Genomic DNA, 24,622 nt, shown 5'->3' with positions numbered 1-24,622 from the left:
GTGGGACGACGAAATCGAATTCTAACGAATTACCAATTTCTGTCCCACTCTCTTTTCTATTTATTCAGCTAAGAGCACTTCTTTGATGGTTTGTTTTTGGAGTTTTCTGTTGGATAGATAAAAGAGGCTTTCATAAACCACAGCAAAAGCAAGCAAGGTCCAGAAGCACACATTCCCATCAAAGTGATGCTCAATTTTACCAGGAACCGTATCTTTGATCACACCGATCAAGAATTCCATGATACCGTATTGATAAGCCGTCCCAAGAACAAATCCTAGATAGGCCCAAAAACGATAGGGAGCGAGAATATGACTTTGGCATTCACGATCGGTGTAGCCAAAAGCCTTCATAAGAGCCAAGGTTTCACGACTTTCTGAGACAACAATCCCCAATGACAAAAAGAGTATCGAGAAAGAAAGGATCAAACCAATCATGATCATCATAGTTTGGATGATATCATCTGTGTAATCCCTGAGGCCAAAGGACAATTGAACCATGGCCGCAAAACACATGGATCCAAAGACCACAAAAAACAAGATCGATTTTCTCCCCCAAATCAGTGACAAGGATAGCTCTTTTAGGAAGTCTTTCTCTTTCTTAGGAGCTCGCTTTCTCCTTTTGACCTTGATCGGACTTGGAGACTTTTTCAATAAGAGAAGCGCAGGCGTTTGTAGTTGTCTTCTAGCATAACCAATCGCGAGAAGCATAAAGAAGCTCGTTGGCAGGATCACCAAGGCAAGCAGGAGCTGCCAGTGAAGGTGAATGGTAATTTCTGGCAAAATCCCCTTCTCATTACGGAAGTCGTAAAAATGTCCCATCATGAGAAATGAAGCGAAATAGCCAAGAAGCGCTCCAGCTCCAAAACTAAGTCCAAAGGCCCAAAATCGTTTCGCCAACTGGCCATTGCTGTAGCCCAAAGCCTTTAAAATCCCTAATTGTTCCTTGTGGTCATCAACAAATTGTTTGATATAAAAACACATGAGAAGGACCGACGTCAAGGACAAGACAACCCCACTGACCATGGCCACCATCCAGGAAAGCGAAACCTGGGCATCATAGTAGGTCTGAATCATGGGATTGGTTTTCGAAATTTCCAACTGCACGATATCCAGGTAAAAATTCAAGAAGAGATTGGCCACAAAGACCGCACAGGCTCCAATGATACTGACGACAACTAATTTTCGAATATCTTTTACTGAAAACATGGCTTACCATCCAATCTCATAGGCAGTCTGAGGCTGATCATTGGTCACAACTTCGGTAATCTTGCCACTATTGACACGAATGATGGTTCTGGCCATATCCGCAATATTTTGGTTGTGCGTCACCATGATGAGGGTGAAGCCCAGCTTTTCCTTTAACTTCCAGATATAGTCCAGAATCTTGCGCCCTGTTTCTTCATCGAGAGCTCCCGTCGGCTCATCTAAAAAGAGAATCTCTGGCTTTTTGGCCAAGGCCCGAGCAATGGAGACTCTCTGCTGTTCCCCACCAGACAATTCACTCGGATATTTGTCCAGCTTATCGCCAAGTCCCAAATCCTCGATGATCTGCAAAAAATCATGATTGTTTGCCAGGTCAGCCCCCATTTTTACATTTTGTCTGACCGTTAGATTCGGCAATAGATAATACTGCTGGAAAATAAAGGCAATCTTCTCCCGTCTAAAGGCCGTCAATTGAGCATCCGTGAGTTGAGACAAATCTTGTCCTTGAATGAGGATATGTCCCTCATCTACCTTTTCTAAGCCTGATAACACGTTTAAGAGAGTTGATTTCCCCGATCCAGAAGGGCCGAGGATAACCACATCATCCTGGTCTTGAATCTGCAAATCAATCCCTTTTAAAACCTTGGTTTGGCCGTAGCTTTTGTGTACATTTTCAAGTTGAATCATTTCTTTCCTACCATTTCTTTGATGAGAGATTGACAAACCTCTGTCAGTAATCCAATCACTTCTTCCATGCTGAACTGATAAATACCAGAAGCAACCATAGAGGCCATCCCGTGTGAGTAGATAAATAGATGCTGGTACAAGCGACTAGCCTCCTCTAGAGTCAAAGGATAGTCTGCAACGATCGAATCCAGAACCAATTGGTAACTATGATCCTTCATGGGAAGAAAATCTTGAAAGCGACGAATCGGCTCTTTGCTAGGATTTTGGAAAAGTAATTGAAAGAGTTGGGGCTCTTTTGAGGCGAAAAGGATATAAGCAACCCCGACAGATCGGAAAGGCTTTTCATCTTCTAAGGCCTTGCGAATATACTCCACCACGACCATTTCCGCAGCACCAATAACCTCTGCTTGTAACTCAGCCATATTAGCAAATTGCCCAAAAATGACTCTCGGTGTGGCTCCCAGTTTCTCCGCTAATGCTCGAGCTGTCAAACTAGCCATTCCCTCTTCTCTCACCAATTGTAAAGCTGTCCCAATGATAGCCTCTTTACTAAATTTAACCTTGGGTGGCATAAGACTCCTTTCGCGCAACATCCGTTGCGCAACATTTGTTGCATAAAAGAATACCATAAAAAAGAAAGACTTGTCAAGAAAAATTCGTAAAGTATAAAACAAAAGACCAGCCCACTGATACAAGTGAAGTCTGGTCTACTAACAAGATTCTAAGGCAAATCATTTCCTGCAGCCAAGTAGATTTGGTACCATTCCTTGCGGGTTAGAGTGACTGTTGCTGCTTTCCCTGCTTCAAGGACATGCTGGGGTTTGGTCGTTCCGATGACAGCCTGCATCTTACCCGGATAGCGGAGGACCCAAGCAAGGGCGATGGCTGTCGGAGTGACCTGGTATTTCTTCGCCAAGTCATTGAGGACATGATTGAGGGCCGCAAACTCTTCCTTGCCGACAAAGTTCCCCTTAAAATAGCCATGCTGGAGGGCAGACCAGGCTTGAATCACCGTATCGGTTAAGCGACAATATTCAAAGACACTGCCATCTCGCACGGCTGCTTTTGGCCCTTCCATGTTGACATGAAAACCAGCCTCAAAGCTAGGCGTAAAGGCGGCACTCAACTGCAACTGGTTGACCTTGAGTGGTTGTTTGACAGCTGTTTTAAGCAATTCCATCATCATAGGATTTTGATTGGACACCCCAAAATGACGGACCTTGCCCGCTTGCTCCAAGTGATCAAAAGCTGCCGCCACTTCTTCCGGCTCCATGAGGGCATCCGGTCGGTGAAGGAGGAGACTATCTAAGCGCTCAATCTGCAAACGCTCGAGGATGCCATTGACGGAGTCCAAAATATAGTCCTTAGAAAAATCAAAATAGGTAAAGCCGTCTTTGCGAATCCCACACTTAGACTGGATCCACATCTGATCCCGAAGATCCGGACGGCCCTTGAGAACCTTCCCCAGCAGGATCTCACACTGACCATTGCCATAGATATCCGCCAGGTCAAAAGTGTTGATCCCAATCGATAAGGCCGCCTCCACCAAGGCCTCCACCTCGTCTTCACTCATCTGACTGATCCGCATCATCCCAAGGACAATCGTGGACAGACGCTCATTTTCAGCAAACTCAATATAGTTCATGTCCGCCTCCTTTTCTGTAGTTCTATTGTAGTGAAAAGGCTTGCAAAAGTCAATGTGAAATCAAAAAGCCCTCAGAAACAACTGAAGGCTTACAGATTGAAGTAGAATGCCTCATTCGTCGTCAACCAACTCCACTTCTCCATGGATTCGGATGTATTCTTCACGCTTTCGATCCAATTCTTCCCAGAGTGGCTCATCAACAGCTTTCATTGCTTCTATCTCTTTCAAGCTAATGTCAACCGCTTCATTGTAGGTTAAATGCAACAAATCTGCATGTTTTGTTTTAAATTCTTCAATGCTCAGCCATGTTTCCTTATCATCTTCGCTAATGTGACCGCCAATGGCAGAGGCTACCTCAATTGCCATGATATAAAGAGCTCGCTTATCAACCGTTAGAATATCTTTATGAGTCGTGATGATTCGTAGATAGTTTCCTTTTTCTCGTCCATCACTTTCATAGGAATCTACAAAATTTAAATTTATATCTTCATACTTAAAAGTCGCCCAAGGATCGTTGCCTACTCTAAAATCAGCCATTCCCCAACGCTCATCATTTGAAGAAAATTTATCCAAACTAACACTAAAATAGAAGTCATCATCACGTGCATAAGAAAACTCAACCTGCACTCCCTTACGTTCCTTGAACCACATTTTCCAAGGATATTCCATACAGGCTTGATAGATGTTAGTTTCGTAGTTACCTTTAAGATATAGTTTCACTCGTCGTCCTCGTCATCCAACTCCACTTCTCCATGGATTCGGATGTATTCTTCATTTCTGCGGTCATCTTCTGCCCAAACCGGGTCTCTCACATCATCCATAAACGGAATTTCCTCCAGACTCATCTCATTAGCCTGTTCATAACTCATCGATAGGATATCTTCATACCGGTTTTTAAATTCCTCCACACTTAACCAGCTCTCTTTATCATCTTCGCTAATCTGACCATCAATAGCAGTCGCAATTTCAATGGCCATAATATAGAAAGCACGTTTATCAACGGTGAGGAGTTCAAGGTGCTTAGTAGCGATTCTTAAACATTCACTTTTCTCACGAAAGTCCGACATCATAGCATCTTCGTAGTCTAGCTCTATATCTTCATATTTATGGGATAAAAAATCATATTTTATCCCTTCCTTAATCTGAACATTACTCCATCTATTATCATGCATCCACTTATTTAATTTTAAGTGGATAGAAAGTTTCTCGATTGGTAAATCTAGATACCCTGCATACGACAAGTCAGGTTCTATTCCATCTTTTTCCCCAAACCACATTCTCTTTGCTAGTTTTAAGTAATCAAACGGGATTTCTTTTGTATAGTCACCTTTAATATAAATTCTCAATCTTCTTCCTCGTCGTCATAAATTCGTTCACCATGGATTTTGATGTACTCTTCACGCTTCCTATCCAATTCTTCCCAGATGGGATCATCAATAGCGTCAATCGTCTGAATTTCTTCCAAACTCATCTCATTTGCTTCATCAAAAGTTAGAGATAAGATATCTTGGTGCTTTTCCTTGAATTCCTCGACTGTTAGCCATGTTTTCTTATCGTCTTCACTGATTTGTCCATTAAAGATTGTGGCAATCTCAATGGCCATGATATAGAACGCTCTTTTATCAAGAGTGAGCAGTTCAAGGTGGGTAGAAGCGATACGCAAACAGTCTCCATTTTCTCGAAAATCTGTTACATAAGCATTCTCAAATTCCAAATTTAGGTCTTCATCAATTTGTGAATAAAAACGATATTTTATCCCTTCTTGTATCGGAATACACAACCAACGTTCGTCATAATCCTGTTTATTTAGTTTTAGATGAATGGCTATATCATTCCCATCTCTGATTTGAAGAAAACCAGAATAGGAGAGAGATATACCTTCTCCTTGATAGCTTTCGAACCACATTCTCTTCGCTAGTTCTAAATAATCAAACGGAATTTCTTTGGTGTAATCGCCTTTGATATATAATTTCAATCGTCTTCCTCATCGTCATAAACACGTTCACCATGGATTTTGGTGTATTCTTCTCGAAGCCGTTCCTCCTCTTCCCATAGAGGATCTCTTACCGGTACCATTGTCTTTAATTCTTCCAAACTGATTTCAACAGCTTCATCATAAGTCAGTGAAAGAACATCCTTGTGATATTCCTTAAATTCTTCTACACTTAGCCAATTTTGCTTGCCGTCCTCGCTAATCTGACCATCAATGGCAGATGCTACTTCAGCTGCCATAATGTATAAAGCACGTTTGTCTACAGTTAAAACATCTATATGAGATGTTGCGATACGTAGATAATCTCCACGTTCTCTCCACTCTGTAATGAAAGTTTTTTCAAATTCAAGTGTTATACTCTCATATTCCAAAGACAACCAAGGATTACTAGGAATTATAAAAGGAGCCTTATCCCATCTTTCGTCAACTGAAGACCATTTGTGTAACCGAACACCAAAGTAAAAATCATCCTGTAACATAGCATCATCACCAACATTGGAGAAACTTATTTTCTTGCCATTCCGTTCCTTAAACCACATCTTCCAAACAAGCTCTCTAGTTGTGAAGTCTATTTTTTTCGTAAAATCACTTTTGATGTATAGTCTCATAAATCTGAGATATCGCCTCCATGTGCTAGTATATATTCTTTTCGACGAGTGGCTTCTTCCTCCCAAAGAGGGTCATCTACCACATCCATCATTTGAATTTCAGTCAAACTTCGTTCATTTGCTTCTTCAAAAGTTAGAGATAGAATAGCCTCGTGCTTTTTCCTAAACTCCTCGACTGTTAGCCATGTCTTCTTATTATCCTCGCTAATTTGCCCGTCAATCACCTTTGCAATCTCAAGCGCCATAATGTACATGGCGCGTTTATCAACTGTTAAAACTTCTAGATGGCTGGTTAAAATACGGAGATAGTCTCCCTTTTCATTATAATCCGTAGCGAATGCATTTTCAAACTCTATCTCAATACATTCGTCAAGATGTGAAAAGAGTCTTCGTACCCCTTCCTTTAGGGGGAAACTAGACCATCTCTTATCGGCAGTGCCTTTCCTCAGGGATAAATTTACAGAAAAATCTTCTTGTAATGCATCATTGTCTCCTGCATTTGAGTAAGATACTTGCTTTTCTTCTGGAAACCACATTTTGCCAGCTAGTTCTAAATAACCATAAGGTACTCTTTTTGTATAATCGCCTTTTAAATATAATTTCATTGTTCACTCCTTATTGCGTTAAGTATTTAAAAGCTTTCCACATATTTTTGATAACTTCTTCTTTAGCTCCTTTTCCAAGTCCTTTTAGTTCAGAATGTTTGCTTACCCAGTCTACAATATCCTGCCTACTTGAAATCCTTGAAACCTCGATATCTATGTCGAGGCCATAACCCGATTTCCCACTTCCCGATTGAACTTGGATTTTCCCACTATCTGGCTCCGCATCAACTCGAATATTATCGACTTTTTTACCTTTAACTCGTCCAGAAACCTTTTTCCCAAAAGTCTTACTCGTCGGTTTATTTGCCTGCCAGCTATCGTAGTTGCTAGAATAATTAACTTGAATTTCAGCGTTTGCGCTACCTGTTTTACTAATAGCGGATCCTACAGATACTACCCCACTAAATATGAGTGCGTTGCCTGCATCTAAAGCAACCTCTGCTGCAGTTGTTCCAGCAATAAAGCTTGCCCCACCTGTCTCAGGAGCTAAAGCTAAACCTCCAGTTTCTGCTGCTACGCTAGCAAAGTCAAGTAGTAAACCTGATAACATCTGACTAACTCCACCCCAAAATTCAGCAGAATTAGCTTCAAAATTTTCTTGAAGAAGTTCTTGATATTTTTCGTTGATCAATCTCGTAGAAGCACTATCATACTTCCCATTTTTTAGAACAGAAAAGTTATCATCTTTTTGATAATGTCGATCTTTATAAGCACTATTATCAAAAATTTCAATTAAATTCCCTTCATTGTCAATTTTTAGAGTATGGTTATAATCATCAATTATTTTTTTCCACTGTGACCGATCATGTCCTTTTAAGCGTTTTTTTAACTCTTCCCGATAATAGGTATCACCATCATCTGATAATAACATATCTCTCGACGCTTGATTTAAAGTCCTTGTTAAGGCATCCTGATAGTCTCTTTTAGCGTAGGAAACAACTTTTGTTTGTTTCATTTTGTCAAACCAAGTCATGTCTACACCATCCGCATAGTAATTTCCGTTGCTATCAACTATAATTTGACTTAGTTGTCCTGCTCCTTCAATCGCTAAATTAAGAATTTCAAGGCTGTCTGAAAAATACTGATTGACTTGCTCAACAAACCACTCTAATTTTTCAATTTTTTCTTCAAGATCTTTGATTTGCATCCGTGTTTTATCAGCCAATTCATGAAGTACTCTATTTTCTGATAAATTTTGATCCAGATTTGCAGTAAGAAATGCTCCTACACGATTGAAAAAATCCTCATTCTTTCTGATCAGATCTTGATACTTTGAAAGCTGTTTTTCCCAACTCTGTTTTTGTGTCTTCAAATCATCTAAATCTAATTCTCCATATTTTGATACAACTGCATCTGCGTTTTTGTATGAATTTAATTCAATCTGAATATCGTCGATCGCTTCTTGTAATTTTTTGATACATGGGATAATAATATTCCCAAATAAATTTTTCCCTGCCTCATATGCAGCACCTTGAAGTATTCCTGCTTCGATTTCTGCAATTAAATGATCACTTCCACTAGTAAGTTTTTCTGTAATCTGAGTAGCAATTTGAATATTACTGCTCATAGCTTCAATCAAAGCAGCAGATTCTGATGAACTGTATCTCACTCCCACGGCAAACTATTCCTTTCTCTTATCAATTTTTCTCTCTGAATGTCTAAGTTTTTTAAAACATTCCGAAACTCTTCACTGACACCATCCATCTGTCTAACCACAAAATTTCTTGCAATTAAATCCATTTCATTCTTTTCTTGAAAAAATAAGATATTTTGAGATGAAATAGACAACTTTTCTTCTGCTTCTCGTGTGATCAACGAAAGATCTTCTAAAAATTCATCTAAACTTTGTTGATACTCAAGACTTAAATTTAAAATAAGATCTTCTTGTCGCTCTGTTTTCACAATTTCTTGGAATAGTTTATCTCGCTTATTTTTATTAACATCCTCCATCATGGTTAGCTTTCCCATCTTTGAGCCTGTTCTACATCACGTTTTTCAAGCACAGCGGCAATTTGAGGAAATTTATTAGCTTGAATTAGAACAGCTTCACTAAATTTACCCACAGCTTGAAGTAAGTGATTATTTACTTCTTTTCCCTTCTCCATACCTGCAATACCAGCAGAATAACTAAACTCTACTTGTTTATTCTCATTTTGTGATACATCAACACCAGTCAACTCACCAATAGCCGCTTGCGCATCAATTGGGCTGGATTTTATTTGGAGTTTATCCATATATTCACCCTCAAATCTTATTATTCCCCTCCATCATATCATAATTTGAAGAAAAATACTCTTTCTTCCATGAAAAAACATACTAAATTTTCTGCAATTTATTAATAGTTAGAGACAAGTCTTTCAAAAAATTGTAACCTCCATTCAAAAAGCCCCCAGCTATAACTGAGAGCTTGTTTGATTAGCGATAGCTGAGAGCACGTTTGATGGTCTTCCACGGTCCGAGGTCATCGGTCTGGAGGATCAGGCTCGCGTAGATACGGGCAATAAGCACTGTTCCCACGATGGTAAAGAGAACCGCAATTCCCAATGAAGCCCAAGCTTCAAGACCAGTCGCATAGCCATTGATGGTACGGAAAGGCATGAAGAAAGTTGAAATGAATGGAATGTAGGAACCAATCTTCAATAAGAAGACATCACCGGCACTTCCCAAGGTGGTTACCCCAAAGAAGCTAAAGAGGACTAACATCATCAGTGGCGAAATCGCTTTTCCTGAATCTTCAGGTCGTGCTACTGTGGAGCCTAAGAAGGCAGAGAGCACCACATACATAAAGATCCCAAGGATAATGAAGAAGACGGTATTAAGCGAGATCGCTTCTGCTAGGTGCTGGGTAATTGGAGAGTTTGGAGAGAGAAAATCCTTGACAACAGGGATATCTGCTCTAAAGATCCAAACGGCTACAAGCCCAACGACATAGACAAAAATGTGGGTAAAAATCACTCCGAAGAGTCCGAGCATGCGTGCGAAAAAATAGTCGGTTGCTTTGATACTAGAGAAGACCACTTCCATGATCTTGGTTCCTTTTTCACTGGCCACTTCTTGGGCTGTGATACCAGAGTAGAACATCAAAATCATATAAAGCAACATTCCTAGAGCACCTGCAACCATGGTTTGCACCATTTTCAAGCCTTCTTTTTTCTCATCAATTTTTTCTTTGAGAGAAACCTGTTGAGACAAGGCTGTCAGTTGCTCTTTGCTTAAATTGGCACGCGCTAGATTGATTCCTTGTTGGACTTGGCTTAATTTCGCAGAGACAAGGGATTTCAATCCCATTTTCATAGCTTGGTCGCCTACATAAGTGGCTTCTAGCTGGCCATCTTTTTCATCGACCGTTAGGTAAGCAGCTGCTTTCTCATCCTTGATGGCTTTTTTAGCTGCAGCTTCATCTTTGTAGTCTAAGGTCAAGCCATCGGTTCCTTTGAGGCTTTCTTTAACAGCTGGCACTTCTGTCACCAAGGCCACCTGGTTTTTGGCATCTGTAGAAGAACCTGTCAGATAACCGATTCCAATGCTCAATCCTAAAAAGAGGAAGGGACCGAAGACCATGAAGAGGAAACTCCATGATTTCACTTGTCTGATATAGGTTTCTTTCATTACGACAAACATCTGTTTCATACTTCTACTCCTGATTCAAGTTTAAAGATCTCATCAATAGTTGGGGCTTGGTGGTCAAAGGTTGCTAGGTAGCGACCCTTGGTCAAGCGGTCAAATAATTCTGGACCAGCTGACGCATCATCCAAGATCAACTTCCAAGTACCTTGCTTGGTCATGCTGACCTTGGTCACGTGTGGCAGAGCTTCTAGCTCTTCTTTGCTAAAGTCGTTAGAAACAAAGAGACGAGTCTTGCCATAGCTATTACGGACCTCTTGGACTGGCCCTGAAAGGACAACCGAACCATCACGGATCATTAGGATATCATCACACAACTCTTCGACATTGGTCATGACGTGGTCAGAAAAGATAATGGTTGCCCCACGCTCTTTTTCTTCAAAGATGACCTGCTTGAGCACTTCTGTATTGACCGGATCCAAGCCGCTAAAGGGTTCATCTAAAATGATCAATTTAGGCTCATGGATCAAGGTGATGATCAATTGAACCTTCTGTTGGTTCCCTTTTGAGAGACTCTTGATTTTATCGGTCAATTTCCCCTTCACTTGGAGTTTTTCCATCCAGGTCGGTAATTTTTCCTTGACCTCGGCGGTGCTCATTCCTTTTAAGGAAGCCAAATAGCGGACCTGCTCAAAAATCGTAAGTTTTGGCATAAGACTGCGCTCTTCAGGCAAATAGCCAATTTCCTTGTAAGTCTCTTGTGTAATGGGTTTGCCACCTAGGCGAATCTCGCCGCTGTAGTCCAAAAAGCGCAGGATGCTGTGGAAAATAGTTGTTTTCCCGGCACCATTTTTCCCAACTAAGCCAAGGATATGCCCTTGTTGAGCTGTCAGATCTACTCCGAAGAGAACCTGCTTATTCCCAAAGCTTTTTTCTAAATTTCTAATTTCTAACATGGATGACTCCTTTACTCTTTATAATAACGTTTGGTAATCTTGTATTGTGAGACCAAGATATAGAGATAAATCAGTGATACCACTACTAAGGCTAACAAGATATCTGTATGGAAAGCAATGCCAACTAAGAATATCGCAATTAAGGAAATCGGTAAGATATAATTGCTTAACTTAATGATAATTTCATAGTTTTCCTCGTAGCTAATCTGCTTTTCTGCTTCATCCATCATACTCATCATAAATTCACGCACTTCCTTGGCATTGGCATTGCGGGGAATCGGTTTTCCATAAATCAGATGGAAGGTCTTGCGAAAGAAGATATCCGATAGGAAAAATAGGGCAATCAAGACAAGAAAGAGATAGAGCATGGTAAAGTCTCCAAAGATAAAAGCCATGTCCCCAGCGCCAGGTCTATCTAAGTCGACCAATTGACTATAAAAAATGACGAATAAAAAGTAGGGCAAGATCATGATGCCTTTAAAAATGGTCGCTAAGCCATATAGTTTTTTCTTTTGAATGTCATAGTGATAGGCTTCATCATCGTCTTCTATTTGGAGCATTTTTTGATGGACTTTTCTCGCGCACATCAGTAAGGTTATCGTGAGTATAAATGCGACTAAGAATAAAACTGCTGAGCCCAAAAGGAGTACTTCTTTACTAAAGAAGGATTGGATTTCTAGGGGCTTTTCGTATCCAAACATTTCTGTCAAAAATCCGATAACTCCTCCGATCAAGCCGGAAACTGTAATGATACCTACATTTCTCCAAAACCGATAACGAGCAGATCGTTCTTGTTGTTGCTTTTTCATATTATTCCTCTCCCTCTACTAGACTAAAGACATTCTCCACCGGCTCCTTGAAAATTTGGGAGATGGTGATGGCAATGATAACCGAGGGGGTGTATTCCCCCCGCTCCAAGAGACTGATAGACTGGCGCGAGACCCCTGCTAGCTTGGCTAGCTCGGATTGGTTGAGTCCATCACGCGCCCTCAGCTCTTTCAATCGATTTTTTAAGATCATGGCTTTCGCCTCCTATAGCTGAACACCTTGAATATCTTCGATGCGAACTAATTTTGTCTCGCTTAGTTGTTTATTAATCACACGAGTCAGTTTGACCCAATCTTCATCGATATCCATAATTTCATATTTGGTTCCAAAACCATTTACTGTGACAGTGACCGTTTGGCCTTTCAATTCTTCTAAAAGTCTAGACATGTCTTGATTTCCTTTCACTTGTTTTTCTAATCGTCTGATACGTCTGTTCAATCCTTTTATCTTCTTTTCTGAGCTTGCATAAAATATAACTATAAAAGGGATAAAAATAATCCACACGGCTCCCATAAGAAAACCTCTCCTTCTTTCAACTAAAATCATTGTAACACTTCTTTTTCTTTTTGACAAGTATATTTTACAAAAAAATAAAAATATTTGTCAAAAATAGAAAGATGGTTGACATGTATATTTTGAGTACTTAAAGGAATTTCTTTATTTTTATAGGGTTTTAAGGCCTATAACTTGCAAATCCTGGAAGAAAAAAACAGCTGAGAAATTCTCAACTGTTTCATCTTTTAACGATTTAGCGCACTTCTGCGTCGACTTTTTCTTCGAGTGATGCTTGAATTTTTTCCATATAGCGAGCAACTTCTTCGTCTGTCAAGCTATCTTCTGGATTTTGGAAGGTCAAGCTATAGGCCATGGACTTCATGCCAACTCCTAGTTTTTCACCAGAGAAGACGTCAAAGAGTTTAATGTCTGTCAAACGTTTCACGCCAGCAGCTTGGATGGCATCGACTACCTCTTGGTGAGTCACTTCTGCTTTGAGGAGAAGGGCGATATCACGGCTCACAGCTGGGAATTTGGTGATTTCCACAAAGGCTGCGGCTGGTTGAAGAGCTGCTTCAATAGCAGATAAGTTCAATTCTGCCACATAGGTTTCTGGGATATCATAAGCCTTAGCTGTTACAGGATGCACTTGCCCCAAGACACCAATCACCTGGTCACCAAGTGAGATCAAGGCTGTACGACCTGGGTGGAGACTCTTGATTTCTTGTGTTGCTGTATAGGTCACTTCAAGACCCAAGCGAGCAAATAGAGCTTCCAAAATTCCCTTAGCATAGAAGAAGTCAACTGGAACAGCTGGAGTCTGGAAGTCTTTTTCAGCGACTAAACCTGTCAAAGCAAAGGCAAAGCTGTTGATTTCATTTGGCAGCTCTTCTTTTGGATTACCTGTTTGCTCGAAGACTTTTCCGATCTCGTAGAGGGCTAAGTCTTTATTCTTACGCGCTACGTTGTAAGCAACTGTATCCAAAATACCTGAAACCATATTTTGACGGAGGACTGAACGGTCCACAGTCATTGGCCACATGAGCTCCGTTAAGTTACTTGGTGCAGTCGTAAACTCCACTGCTTTTTCAGGAGTTGTTAAAGCATAAGTAATGATTTCAGTTAAGCCTGCTCCTTCAGCAATGGTCCGAACTTGGCGACGCAATTTTTGAGTCGCAGTCAATTCACCGGCTGTCCCATCATCTTTTGGAAGGGTTGCTGGTAATTTGTCATAACCATAAATCCGAGCAATTTCTTCAAAGAGGTCCGCTTCGATAGTGATGTCCCAACGGCGACGAGGAACGCTGACTGTGAAGCTTGCTGCACTTCCAGAAAGGCCAAAACCAAGACGACGGAAGACATCTTCGACATCCGCGTAGGAAAGCTCTGTTCCAAGGACACGGTTCACGTCTGCAAGAGTGGAAGAAACTTCCACATCTGAAGTATCCAACTGGCCTGCTGAAACGATGCCCTTACGCACGGTTGCACCAGCCAATTCAGCAATCATGCGCGCTGCTGCATCAAGGGCTTCATTAACAGTTGCCACGTTTATCCCTTTTTCAAAGCGAGAAGATGATTCAGAGCGTAGGTTGAGACGACCACTTGTCTTACGGATCGATTTGCCATTGAAGACAGCCGCTTCAAGGACGACACGAGTAGACTTTTCAGAGATTTCTGTAGCCTCTCCGCCCATGACACCTGCAAGGGCTACCGCTTTGTCAGCAACCGTAATCACGAGGTCACTTGTTTCCAACTCACGCTCTTCCCCGTCCAAGGTCACCAATTTCTCACCTGCACGCGCTTCACGCACACGGATATCATTTCCTTCAAAGGTATCCAAGTCAAAGGCATGCATAGGCTGACCAAAGTAAAGCAGGATATAGTTGGTCACGTCGACCACATTATTGATGGGACGGATACCTTCATTCATGAGGAGGTTTTGCAACCATTGTGGACTTGGTGCAATGGTCACATTGTCCAAAATACGAGCTGCATAATAAGGAGCCTTGTCTGTGTCAATGCTGACAGAAAGAGCATCTGCTGCAGCTTGGTCCGTTTCGGTCAAGGTAAAGTCTCTGAAGTTGACTGCCTTGTCATAGATGGCTGCTACTTCATGTGCTACCCCACGCATCGAAAGGGCATCTGCACGGTTTGGAGTGATGGAAAGTTCGATGATTTCATCATCCAAGTCTAGGTAAGAGAAGACTTCTTCTCCTGGAACAGCATCCTCTGGCAAGATTTGGATCCCATCTGCAAATTCTTTCGGTACAACAGAATCAGAAATGCCCAACTCACCAAGTGAACAGATCATCCCAAGGGATTCCAAACCACGGATTTTCCCTTTTTTAATCTTGTAGTTGTCCGCGATGCGAGCACCTGGAAGAGCCACCATAACCTTGATGCCAGCGCGCACATTTGGTGCTCCACAGACGATTTGACGTGCTTCTTCTTCCCCCACATTGACTTGGCAGACATGCAAGTGTGTTTCGGGTACATCTTCACAAGACAAGACTTCACCGACGACAATTTTTGAGAGACCAGCAGCAGGTGATTCCACACCTTCTACCTCGATCCCTGTGGTTGACATTTTTTCAGCCAACTCTTCTGATGGCACATCCACGTCCACCAATTCTTTTAACCATTTATAACTAACTAACATATGTAAGATACCAAGGGCTATGCTAACATCTAGATGACTGTCCTAGATTTCCTTTGACCCTCGTTTAGATCCTTTCATTTTGTGTTTTCCAGCCCGAGGCTGGCTTAGGTAGGTCTAGTAACCTCCCCTTCTCTAGAATAGAAGTTTCTTGTTCCTTCTAGATCAATTTCTTTCTCAACAACCAGTCTGTATCCACGGTATCTCCGGTTATATACTGGTGTTCACTAAATCGTTCAAAACCAAAGCGGTAGTAAAAATCTTGCGCCTTAAAATTGCGTTCCCAGACACCTAGCCAGGCCCACTCAAAGCCACGTCTCTTGGCTTGATCCAGCGCAAAGGTAAACATTTCCTTGCCGAAACCAGCCCCATGACATTCCTTCTTGACATAGATCCGTTGGATCTCAAAGGACTTGTCCATCTCTACTGGCTCCGTTTGGGCCTTGCCCCAGTTAAACTTGAGAAAACCACAGATTTCTTGTTCTTCATTGAGGACAAAATAGGTTTCGGATTCTGGATCTAGCAGATCCTTCTCAATTTGCTCCAAAGAGAGCACAGTAGAGAAGTAATCTTCCAAATCTTCCTCAACAATATAGGGACCAAAGGTATCCCGATAGGTTTCCACTTCTAGGTCACGTAAGGTCTCTAATTGATCGATTTTTACTCTAACTAACATGATTATTTAAACTGTTCTGAGAAGCGAACATCCCCTTGATAGAAGCCACGGATATCATTGATTCCGTAACGAAGCATGGCCACACGCTCTTGACCAAGTCCAAAGGCAAATCCTGAATAGATTGTTGGATCAATGCCACTCATCTCAAGGACGCGTGGGTGAACCATACCAGCTCCCATGATTTCAATCCAACCAGTTTTCTTACATACGTTACATCCCGCTCCACCACACTTAAAGCAAGAAACGTCCACTTCAACCGATGGCTCAGTGAATGGGAAGTAAGAAGGACGCAAACGGATTTGACGTTCTGCACCAAACATCTTTTGCACGATCAATTGAAGCGTTCCTTGAAGGTCGGCCATGGAAATGTTTTTCCCAACGACCAAACCTTCGATTTGATGGAATTGGTGGCTGTGGGTCGCATCATCTGTATCTCGACGGAAAACACGCCCTGGAGAGATCATCTTCAAAGGCCCCTTGCTAAAGTCATGTGCATCCATCGCCCGCGCCTGTACAGGTGAAGTATGGGTCCGAAGCAAGATTTCTTCTGTGATGTAGAAGGTATCCTGCATATCACGAGCTGGGTGATCCTTTGGCAAGTTCATGCGTTCAAAGTTGTAGTAGTCTTTTTCGACTTCAAAGCCGTCTACGACTTGATACCCCATCCCGATAAAGATATCTTCGATTTCTTCACTAGTTTGGGTCAAAATATGACGGTAACCACTAGCAACTGGACGTCCTGGAAGGGTCACATCGATGCTTTCGCTCGCTAGTTTAGCTTGGACTTTCTTTTCTTCCAAGAGTTTGGCAGTTTCTTCAAAGGCAGCCGTCAAGACATCACGGGCTTCATTGACGTGTTTCCCGATAACCGGACGCATCTCAGCAGAGACATCTTTCATCCCTTTGAGGATCTCAGTCAGAGATCCTTTTTTCCCAAGGACAAAGACCCGTAGTTCTTGCATCTCTTTTTCATTTTCAGCAGATATCTGCTTCAAGGCTGCCAGCGTTTCTTCTCGAAGCGCTTTTAATTGTTCTTCAATCGTTGACATATTTCCTCCATCATGGTCCCTCTACAGACATAGAAAAAACCACGCGCCAACACCCACATTCGGAGCGTTGACACGCGGTACCATCCGTTTTTTATCCGTAAACCAGACCTTAATTTCTAAATCCTTTACGCAAGTGAATTCACTCAGCTTTCATGCAAAGAGCTTTCAGTCACGGCCCTTCTCCCTGTCGCACTTCCCTTGAGATACTAGTCTTGCAGATTTCTATTCAATTACTACATAGTTTATCAGATTTTTAGTTAAAAAACAAGTTAGATGAGACCAATTCACTAGAAAAAGGAACAAGAGACAGTGCATTATCTATTTGCCTTGTCTATTTCATCTGCTTGCCTTTTCAATAGAAGAGTGACTGCTTGGTTAAAACCATCACACCAGTTATACCATTTTGCTTCATACTCATCTTGAGGTAAGATACGATGTTTTAAATCCAAAACAGAGGTTATCTTTCTTTCCTCACAAGCTTGCGCATAGAGAGCATACAAGTCATCGCCACCATCTCTATCAAACTCAGCAGAAATCGTATCCCGATCTGCCAATAAAGCCTGATAAGCCCTGTGATGCCCGTCTGTAATCAAGAAGCGATTTCCAAATGCAAGAACACTAATTGGATCCACATTGATGATGTCTGCTGACTGATCCAGCATCTGGATAGCTTGTAACTTCTTTTCTGATAAATATAGTTGGGTCGGATGAAGATCTGTTATCTTGACTTCCATTTCTTTCTCCTCTACCATGAGTAACATAGTTGGTCATGAGCACTGGTAGACATTTTTAAAGGTCACGATTTAAAGACCTGCCAAAGCCAAATTCCCCTGCCATTCTTGTGATTCGTTTCCTTTTTATTTAATGACTTGTCCAGCATCTTTCAAGACAGATTCTGGAATAGTAATGCCCAATTCATCTGCGACTTTTTTATTGATGACAGATTTTCCTTGGCTAAAGATTTCAACAGGTGTATCCGCAGGTTTTTGACCTTTCAAGATCTTCGCAGCCATTTTACCAGTTGCTACTCCAAGATCATGTTGGTCGACAACGACTGAACCAAGACCACCAGCTTCTACCATAGCTGTCGCACTTGGGAAGATTGGTTTTTTAGCTGTTTTGTTAGCTTCGACAACAGTTGAGAAGGCTGATGCGATAGTATTGTCGATTGGAACCCAGATGGCATCGACTTTGCCTGACATTACAGACACGGTAGAAGCAATTTCATTTGTAGAAGGGACTGAATAAGGAACCACCTTGTAACCTGCTTTTTCAGCTAATTTTGTAAATTCTTCTACTTGCGTTTTAGAATTATCCTCACTGGTTGAGTAAAGGATCCCGATTGTTTTCACGTTTGGAGTCAACTCTTTGATCAATTTCAACTGTTGCTCAGTTGGATTGTGGTCAGATACCCCTGTGATATTGCCACCTGGTTTTTTCAAATCTTTGACCAAGTTTGCTCCGACCGGATCTGTGATAGCACCCATGACAATTGGTTTGTCTTTGGTTGCACTAGCCAAACCTTGAGCAGATGGAGTTGCAATCCCAATCAAGACTTGGTTATCCTTGTCTACCAATTGTTTACTCATGGTCGCAACTTTGTTTTGGTCGCCTTCTGCATTGAGGAAATCAATGTCCACTTTGTCCTTGTCATAACCTTCTTCAGCCAAACCATCTTGAATCCCTTTGTAGATCAAGTCGAGCGAAGGGTGGCTGACCAACTGCAAGACCCCAACTTTAGCCTTTTCATTGCTGCTTGCTGCCTTGTTATCTTTGCCTGCTGTAGCTGAATAGATCGCTGTCCCAATGACTGCTGCTGCAATCAAACCAATAATTCCCATTAAACGTTTATTTTTCATTTTTAATACCTCTTCTATTTTTCATTTTCTTCTTTTTTTCCATCATCTAAAGACTGCGACGCCATCGTTTCTTCATATCTTTTCTCCCTTCTCATCTAAAACAAAAAACACGCCCACACATAGCAAAAGCTATGTGAGGACGTGTCATCGCGGTGCCACCTCACTTATGGGAAAAGGATAGTCTCCCCCATATCTCTGTCTTGTCTAGCAACAAGTTGCACGATAAGGTGTGCCAACCGAATTTTTATTGTTTCAAATTCATCTCATCATTAGTCCAATTTCATAAACTGCCGCTACCCACTCTCAGCAACCGTGGGCTCTCTTGAAACTTTCATTTACTACTTTTCTAATTTCTTACATTTTAAAGTTTTCTTACAAAAATGTCAATACTTTTTCTGCATTTTTTTTGAAAACGTTCGCATTTTCTATATTACATCCCCTTGCTTCTTTCTGGGATTTCCGCTCTATTTTTGATATAATTTACTAGAATAAACGCTAGAATGATGAGGAATCCCATGTCTTTTGATGGATTTTTTTTACACCATATGGTCCACGAATTGAAGGCTGAACTCTTAAGTGGTCGCATTCAAAAAATTAATCAACCTTTCGAGCAAGAATTGGTACTCCAAATCCGAGGCAATCGGAAAAACCAAAAACTCTTACTCTCTGCCCATTCTGTTTTCGGACGGATACAACGGACCCAGACCAACTTTGAAAATCCTGCCTTTCCTAATACCTTTATTATGGTCATGCGTAAATATCTTCAAGGCGCTGTCATCGAAGGGATTGAGCAATTGGAGAACGACCGGATTCTCGAAATCCGTGTCTCCAATAAAAACGAAATTGGAGATGCCATTTCTGTCAGCTTAATGATCGAAATCATGGGCAAGCACAGTAATATTATTCTCCTAGACCGGACCAGCAATAAAATCATCGAGGCCATCAAACATGTCGGCTTCTCACAAAATAGCTACCGGACCATTCTTCCTGGATCAACCTATGTAGCCCCTCCGAAAACCGACGCGGTCAATCCTTTTACAATTGGAGATGAAGCCCTCTTCGCCCTTCTTCACAAGGAAGAGTTAAGTCCCAAAAACCTTCAAAAATGTTTCCAAGGTTTGGGGCGAGATACGGCTCAAGAATTAGCCAAGCGACTTGAGACAGATGAAAAATTAAAGACCTTCCGTGCCCTTTTCAAGACACCTTCTGAGCCTCGCCTAACGACCAAATCCTTCTCGGCTATCCCCTTTGCAGATGCGACTAGTCAAACCTTTGAGACACTTTCAGATCTGCTAGATGACTATTACCGAGACAAGGCTGAGCGCGATCGGGTGCAACAACAGGCCAGTGAATTGATCCGGAAGGTCGAAAACGATCTTGAAAAGAACCGGAAAAAATTAGCCAAACAAGAAGCCGAGTTAGCAGCGACCGACAATGCAGAAGAGTTCCGCCAAAAAGGAGAATTGCTAACAACATTCCTCCATCAGGTACCAAACGACCAAGACCAGGTTGTCCTGGACAATTACTATACCAACGAACCCATCACCATCCAACTCAATAAGGCTCTGACCCCCAACCAAAATGCGCAACGCTACTTCAAACGCTACCAGAAGTTAAAAGAAGCTGTCAAACATTTGACCATCCTCATTCAAGAAACCAAGGAAACCATTTCTTATCTCGAAACGGTTGAAATGGCCCTTTCTCAAGCGAGCCTGGCTGAGGTGGCAGAGATTCGTGAAGAGTTAATCCAGACCGGCTTTATCAAACGGCGCAACCGAGAAAAAATTCATAAACGGAAAAAACCAGAAAAATACCTGGCTAGTGATGGCAAAACCATCATTTTAGTGGGTCGCAATAATCTGCAAAACGATGAACTGACCTTTAAGATCGCTAAAAAAGACGAACTCTGGTTCCATGCCAAAGATATCCCAGGCAGCCATGTCGTCATTACCGGAAATCTCGATCCGACGGATGAAGTGAAGACCGATGCCGCAGAGTTGGCCGCCTACTATTCCAAGGCCCGTCTCTCAAATCTGGTCCAAGTCGATATGATCGAAGCCAAGAAACTCAATAAACCAACCGGCGGAAAACCAGGCTTTGTGACCTATACCGGCCAGAAGACTCTGCGGGTTACCCCAGAAGAAGAAAAAATCAAAGCCATGAAACTAACAGATTGATGTCAAAAATAAAAGGTTGAGCAACGCTCAACATGTCATATTGAAGTTAGCCTGTCTCAGAAACTTTCCTTAGGTGAGATCGGACGTCAGCGAACTTCAAAGAAGTTCCATGACTTAGTTTTGGACCTAAGGTTCCAAAACTCCCGAGTGCTAGAATCAAGATTATTTCTAGCACTTTTCTCACGGCGGAAAGTTTCAATATATGTTGTATATGTTGAATGAACCTAAAAATATACCTCATTTTATTTTTTCAGCATACTTAGAACAGTTTGTCTACATTCTAAAAGGTTGAGCGACGCTCAACCTTTTATTCTGCTTTATTGATGTCTTCTTTGACCTCATCGACATTGAATTTGGCAAAGAGGTACTGACGGTCTTGGACTGGGAAACGTTGATCCAGCTGATCGATAGCTCCCACCTCTACAATCCCTTCTGAGATGACAAAATCCATCACATGGCCACCAAAGGTGTGGTCATCTGAAATAAAGTGCAAATGGTATCCTGCCACACTCACGCCATGGAAAATTTCTGGTGTCCAAAAACCGACGATGGTCCCTGTGACATTTTCCCGTGTATACTCTGGCTGATGGGTTGCAACCTCTGCAAACTTCATCTCTGGTGTTGATTTTGGAATCATACGGACATGCATCTTGACAAAGTCACCACGAATCTTAATGGAGCGAAAAAGATTTTCGCCATCGTAATAAGACTCAATACGAGCTTCCAATTCCTCATCCGTCATTTCAAAGCGTTGACGGAAAATCACTTCTGCTTGGTGAGGAACAACTGCTGCATAAGGAACCTTGGCATCAGGAGAAACTTCGACAATTTCAGGATGGTCGCCTGATCCCTTAGCCTGATAAGCCTTTCCATCTAATACGATCAACTCTCCATCAATAGAATCAAGCGTTCCAACTCCTAGATCCCCATGTTCCAAGAGTTCTCCAATCGTAAATGAACCCCCGTACAGACCCGCCATTAGGGCACCCAAGGTATTGTATTGAAAAAGTTTCACTGGTTCCATGTTTTTCTCTCCTCATTCTATCTTCTACCAGTATACCACAAACTGTTCCGAAACTTCACGATATGGTTTTATTAGAGGCTATCATAGATGGTTTGCATCTGCACATCGTCTGGTACGATCGCCAAATACTGATTGGCCACTTCACGCGCCCTTGTCACATCGCCAGCTTCACGCAACAGATACACATAGGTTTCGAGGAATTCTGGGTTGTCCTTCAAGTCCTCATAGAGCTCTTGGTAGGCTGATACGGCTTCTTCTGTTTTCTCTAAGGCAGCCAAAGCACGAGCAATGTTCCAACGGGTGACAACCGTTTCGACTTCTTCATTTTGCCAATCTAAGACTTGGTCAAAGCGCTCCTGTTCTAAATAAAGGGTAGTGAGGCGAAGAGCAATCTCTTCGAGATCATCTGCCACTTCTTTAGCTTCCAACAGATAAGTTTCTGCCTGTTCAGGCTGGTGGAGCTCATAAGAAAGCTGAGAGGAAAGAAGCTTCAACTGTGCGTCAAATGGATTCTTCTCAATCCCTTGTTTGGCGATTTCAAGCGCTTTTTCACGGTCATTTTCAGCCTGTAAGGCCAAGGCATACCCAAACTCATAGCCTTCAAAATCAGGCGACAAGGTGTCAATTTGTTTGTAGTAGATCAGGGCTTTTTGGTATTCTTCTTGATCAGACAATAAGGTCGCCAATTCGTAGGCAATCTGGTCATCAAACTCAATCTCCAGAGCTTTCTCTAAGAAGGGCACAGCTGCTTCAAACTTACCAAGATTGGCATAGGCAAAACCAATCCGTTGATAGGTAGAGATCCCCGTCGCTTCCAAAATCTCCCGATTGTCCAACTGGGCATACTCTTGGATAGCCTCTTGGTAGCGTTCCAATTCCAGATCGATTTCTGCAAGCCCTAATTGAATGATCGGATCATCAGACAGACTGGCTGCTTCAACTAATTTTTCACGCGCCACATCTGCAAGACCTTCCAGCTGATAGAGATCTGCCTTGACCAAGAGACTGGCTACATACCAGTTAGACTCAGGGCCAATTTCTTCTAAATAAGCAAAGGCCTCTTCCGTTTGCCCTTCCTCTGCAAGGATGGTTGCCAAACTCAGATATACTTCTGGATAGGTTTCTGCAATCTGTTCATAAACCTCTTTTGCCTGAGGGTAAAAACCGATACTTTCAAGATATTGACCCAAATCCAATAGTTGCGCTTCACTATCTTCTAACAAGGCCTTTTGAAATTGAACTTCTGCTTCTTCTAGCTCTTGCTGATCAAGAGCCTCTACCATTTGTTGACTATGACTCACTCTGTGTTTCCTCTTCTACTTCATTGTGTTCTTCATACAAGCCACTAACGACCTTATACCATTCAAAGATAGCTCCAATAACGACCTTAGCAGACGCATAGACCGGAATACCAAGGAAAACTCCCCAGATTCCAAACATAGATCCTGACGTCAAGAGCACAAATAAAATGGTAATCGGATGGATATTTAACTGACTTCCCAAAACCAAAGGAGATACGAAACGTCCTTCAATGGTTTGCTCCACTGCAAATACAATCAAGACCTTGATAAACATCTCTGGTCCTGCTACCAATCCTAAGACTAAAGCAGGTAACATGGCTAAGAAACTACCCAAGTAAGGGATTAAATTCAAGATCCCCGCAGAGATCCCAAGTGTCACCGCATAACGCAAGCCAATGATCTTAAAGAAGAGGATAAACATAATGGCGACGACAATGGCTACCGTAATTTGCCCTCGAACATAATTGGAGAGCTGGGTATTGACATCTGAGAGAACTTGTTCAGCCGATTTACGAATCTTAGTCGGTAAGAAGCGAACAATGTGACCCTTTAAATTTTTTCCATCTCGCAGAAGATAAAAGACAATAAAAGGCATGATGATCAAGGCCACAATGACTTGCGAAGCAACTCCGATCAAGTTACTGACCCAATTGACCGCCCGCCCAGAGATCGAACTAGCCCAAGTAGTAATATTTGCAGACAATTCCTTGGTGATCTCATCCAACTGAGGTTTGATATCTGAGGAAACGCGATTGTCTAGAAAATCGTCGATGGTTGCATTGGCCTTCTCCAAATAAGTTGGCAGGTTATGAAAGAAACTCACCACTTGTCGTTGGACAGCTGGAATCACGACAGCCAGCCCCCAGATTAAGAGCACTGCAATCAAGAAAAAGACGAAGGAAATCGCAAAAATCCGCTTAAGACCTTTTCTTTCAAGAAAGTCGACAATAGGATTGAGCAAGTAATAGAGCAAACCAGAAATAATGACTGGCAGCATGACAGCTCCTGCAAACTCAAAAATCGGAATAAAAATAAAGGTGATCTTACTCAAGACCAAGAGGTTCAGGCCCAAGAGCAAGGTAACTAAAAATACGGTAATAGCCTTGTTGTCTAAAAACCATCTAAAAAACCAGGACAAACTAAACTGTTTTTCTTTATTATCCACAGAGAACTCCTTTTCATTTCAATCTGTTTCTATTTTAGCATTTTTTGAGCTTAAAGTTACGAAAAAACTAGCAAAATAAGAAAGAAAGGCCCTCCCCTTTTCAACTAGCAATTGCCTTCCAATAGGACCTT

26 protein-coding genes and 1 other annotated feature are annotated in these 24,622 nt (G+C 41.9%); of the genes, 1 reads left to right on the top strand and 25 read right to left on the bottom strand.

All coding sequences use genetic code 11. The annotated features are described in order from the left end of the window. Positions 1-60 precede the first annotated feature (60 nt). The 22 genes from HMPREF2893_RS03635 to trpX form a co-directional block, all read right to left on the bottom strand. On the bottom strand, positions 61-1,206 hold the full coding sequence (locus tag HMPREF2893_RS03635) for an FtsX-like permease family protein (protein ID WP_070674412.1): 1,146 nt from the start codon (positions 1,204-1,206) through the stop codon (positions 61-63). A gap of 3 nt (positions 1,207-1,209) precedes the next feature. Next, positions 1,210-1,890, bottom strand: a complete 681-nt coding sequence (locus HMPREF2893_RS03630) for an ABC transporter ATP-binding protein (protein ID WP_004182281.1) — start codon at positions 1,888-1,890, stop codon at positions 1,210-1,212. After that, entirely contained in the window at positions 1,887-2,462 is a 576-nt protein-coding gene (locus tag HMPREF2893_RS03625; RefSeq protein ID WP_070674409.1) for a TetR/AcrR family transcriptional regulator, read from the bottom strand. Before HMPREF2893_RS03625 ends, HMPREF2893_RS03630 begins: the two co-directional genes overlap by 4 nt. A gap of 149 nt (positions 2,463-2,611) precedes the next feature. After that, entirely contained in the window at positions 2,612-3,535 is a 924-nt protein-coding gene (locus HMPREF2893_RS03620) for an aldo/keto reductase (protein ID WP_003007935.1), read from the bottom strand. A 111-nt stretch (positions 3,536-3,646) separates the two neighbouring features. Next, the gene (locus HMPREF2893_RS03615) at positions 3,647-4,255 is read right to left on the bottom strand and encodes a hypothetical protein (RefSeq protein WP_003007937.1); all 609 of its coding nucleotides are present in this window, start codon (positions 4,253-4,255) and stop codon (positions 3,647-3,649) included. After that, entirely contained in the window at positions 4,252-4,881 is a 630-nt protein-coding gene (locus tag HMPREF2893_RS03610) for a hypothetical protein (protein ID WP_024056326.1), read from the bottom strand. The genes HMPREF2893_RS03615 and HMPREF2893_RS03610 overlap by 4 nt, the downstream gene beginning before the upstream one ends. Beyond that, a complete protein-coding gene (locus HMPREF2893_RS03605; protein ID WP_070674406.1) occupies positions 4,878-5,510 on the bottom strand; it encodes a hypothetical protein in 633 nt (210 codons plus the stop codon). The genes HMPREF2893_RS03610 and HMPREF2893_RS03605 overlap by 4 nt, the downstream gene beginning before the upstream one ends. After that, a complete protein-coding gene (locus HMPREF2893_RS03600; RefSeq protein WP_003007942.1) occupies positions 5,507-6,136 on the bottom strand; it encodes a hypothetical protein in 630 nt (209 codons plus the stop codon). The genes HMPREF2893_RS03605 and HMPREF2893_RS03600 overlap by 4 nt, the downstream gene beginning before the upstream one ends. Continuing rightward, entirely contained in the window at positions 6,133-6,741 is a 609-nt protein-coding gene (locus tag HMPREF2893_RS03595) for a hypothetical protein (RefSeq protein ID WP_070674403.1), read from the bottom strand. The genes HMPREF2893_RS03600 and HMPREF2893_RS03595 overlap by 4 nt, the downstream gene beginning before the upstream one ends. A 10-nt stretch (positions 6,742-6,751) precedes the next feature. Further along, on the bottom strand, positions 6,752-8,356 hold the full coding sequence (locus HMPREF2893_RS03590; RefSeq protein WP_070674400.1) for a virulence protein: 1,605 nt from the start codon (positions 8,354-8,356) through the stop codon (positions 6,752-6,754). Beyond that, complete coding sequence (locus tag HMPREF2893_RS03585) at positions 8,347-8,694, bottom strand: hypothetical protein (RefSeq protein ID WP_083312226.1); 348 nt, start codon at positions 8,692-8,694, stop codon at positions 8,347-8,349. The genes HMPREF2893_RS03590 and HMPREF2893_RS03585 overlap by 10 nt, the downstream gene beginning before the upstream one ends. A gap of 2 nt (positions 8,695-8,696) precedes the next feature. Beyond that, on the bottom strand, positions 8,697-8,975 hold the full coding sequence (locus HMPREF2893_RS03580; protein ID WP_049475332.1) for a hypothetical protein: 279 nt from the start codon (positions 8,973-8,975) through the stop codon (positions 8,697-8,699). A 181-nt stretch (positions 8,976-9,156) separates the two neighbouring features. After that, positions 9,157-10,371 (bottom strand): ABC transporter permease, encoded by a 1,215-nt coding sequence (locus tag HMPREF2893_RS03575; RefSeq protein WP_070674394.1) that lies wholly within the window; start codon positions 10,369-10,371, stop codon positions 9,157-9,159. Next, a complete protein-coding gene (locus HMPREF2893_RS03570) occupies positions 10,368-11,261 on the bottom strand; it encodes an ABC transporter ATP-binding protein (protein WP_070674392.1) in 894 nt (297 codons plus the stop codon). The genes HMPREF2893_RS03575 and HMPREF2893_RS03570 overlap by 4 nt, the downstream gene beginning before the upstream one ends. Before the next feature lie 11 nt (positions 11,262-11,272). Continuing rightward, positions 11,273-12,070 carry a DUF3169 family protein gene (locus HMPREF2893_RS03565; protein ID WP_070674388.1) on the bottom strand — a complete coding sequence of 266 codons (798 nt, stop codon included), beginning with the start codon at positions 12,068-12,070 and terminating at the stop codon, positions 11,273-11,275. 1 nt (position 12,071) lies between these two features. After that, on the bottom strand, positions 12,072-12,281 hold the full coding sequence (locus HMPREF2893_RS03560) for a helix-turn-helix transcriptional regulator (RefSeq protein ID WP_070674385.1): 210 nt from the start codon (positions 12,279-12,281) through the stop codon (positions 12,072-12,074). A 12-nt stretch (positions 12,282-12,293) separates the two neighbouring features. Then, positions 12,294-12,602: a hypothetical protein gene (locus tag HMPREF2893_RS03555; RefSeq protein WP_070674382.1), complete on the bottom strand. Its 309-nt coding sequence runs from the start codon at positions 12,600-12,602 to the stop codon at positions 12,294-12,296. A 235-nt stretch (positions 12,603-12,837) separates the two neighbouring features. Further along, positions 12,838-15,243, bottom strand: a complete 2,406-nt coding sequence (pheT, locus tag HMPREF2893_RS03550; protein ID WP_070674379.1) for a phenylalanine--tRNA ligase subunit beta — start codon at positions 15,241-15,243, stop codon at positions 12,838-12,840. 157 nt (positions 15,244-15,400) lie between these two features. Continuing rightward, complete coding sequence (locus HMPREF2893_RS03545) at positions 15,401-15,916, bottom strand: GNAT family N-acetyltransferase (protein WP_070674375.1); 516 nt, start codon at positions 15,914-15,916, stop codon at positions 15,401-15,403. A 2-nt stretch (positions 15,917-15,918) separates the two neighbouring features. After that, on the bottom strand, positions 15,919-16,965 hold the full coding sequence (pheS, locus tag HMPREF2893_RS03540) for a phenylalanine--tRNA ligase subunit alpha (RefSeq protein ID WP_070674372.1): 1,047 nt from the start codon (positions 16,963-16,965) through the stop codon (positions 15,919-15,921). 314 nt (positions 16,966-17,279) lie between these two features. Beyond that, positions 17,280-17,699 (bottom strand): ParB-like protein, encoded by a 420-nt coding sequence (locus HMPREF2893_RS03535; RefSeq protein WP_070674369.1) that lies wholly within the window; start codon positions 17,697-17,699, stop codon positions 17,280-17,282. Between the two features lie 123 nt (positions 17,700-17,822). After that, positions 17,823-18,824 carry a tryptophan ABC transporter substrate-binding protein gene (gene trpX / locus HMPREF2893_RS03530; protein ID WP_070674366.1) on the bottom strand — a complete coding sequence of 334 codons (1,002 nt, stop codon included), beginning with the start codon at positions 18,822-18,824 and terminating at the stop codon, positions 17,823-17,825. A 132-nt stretch (positions 18,825-18,956) separates the two neighbouring features. Then, positions 18,957-19,188 (bottom strand) — a binding site (T-box leader). Between the two features lie 151 nt (positions 19,189-19,339). On the opposite strand from trpX, the gene HMPREF2893_RS03525 reads away from it, so the two are divergent. Then, positions 19,340-21,001, top strand: a complete 1,662-nt coding sequence (locus HMPREF2893_RS03525; protein ID WP_070674363.1) for an Rqc2 family fibronectin-binding protein — start codon at positions 19,340-19,342, stop codon at positions 20,999-21,001. A gap of 307 nt (positions 21,002-21,308) precedes the next feature. Here the strand turns inward: HMPREF2893_RS03525 and budA are convergent, their stop codons facing one another. The 3 genes from budA to HMPREF2893_RS03510 form a co-directional block, all read right to left on the bottom strand. Continuing rightward, complete coding sequence (budA, locus tag HMPREF2893_RS03520; protein WP_049486420.1) at positions 21,309-22,025, bottom strand: acetolactate decarboxylase; 717 nt, start codon at positions 22,023-22,025, stop codon at positions 21,309-21,311. A 71-nt stretch (positions 22,026-22,096) separates the two neighbouring features. Beyond that, on the bottom strand, positions 22,097-23,326 hold the full coding sequence (locus tag HMPREF2893_RS03515) for a tetratricopeptide repeat protein (protein WP_070674360.1): 1,230 nt from the start codon (positions 23,324-23,326) through the stop codon (positions 22,097-22,099). Then, complete coding sequence (locus tag HMPREF2893_RS03510) at positions 23,316-24,491, bottom strand: AI-2E family transporter (RefSeq protein WP_070674357.1); 1,176 nt, start codon at positions 24,489-24,491, stop codon at positions 23,316-23,318. The genes HMPREF2893_RS03515 and HMPREF2893_RS03510 overlap by 11 nt, the downstream gene beginning before the upstream one ends. Between the last annotated feature and the right edge of the window lie 131 nt (positions 24,492-24,622).

The organism is Streptococcus sp. HMSC072C09, assembly GCF_001813105.1.
Classification (GTDB): Bacteria; Bacillota; Bacilli; order Lactobacillales; family Streptococcaceae; genus Streptococcus.
This window is presented reverse-complemented; position numbering and strand designations above follow the sequence as displayed.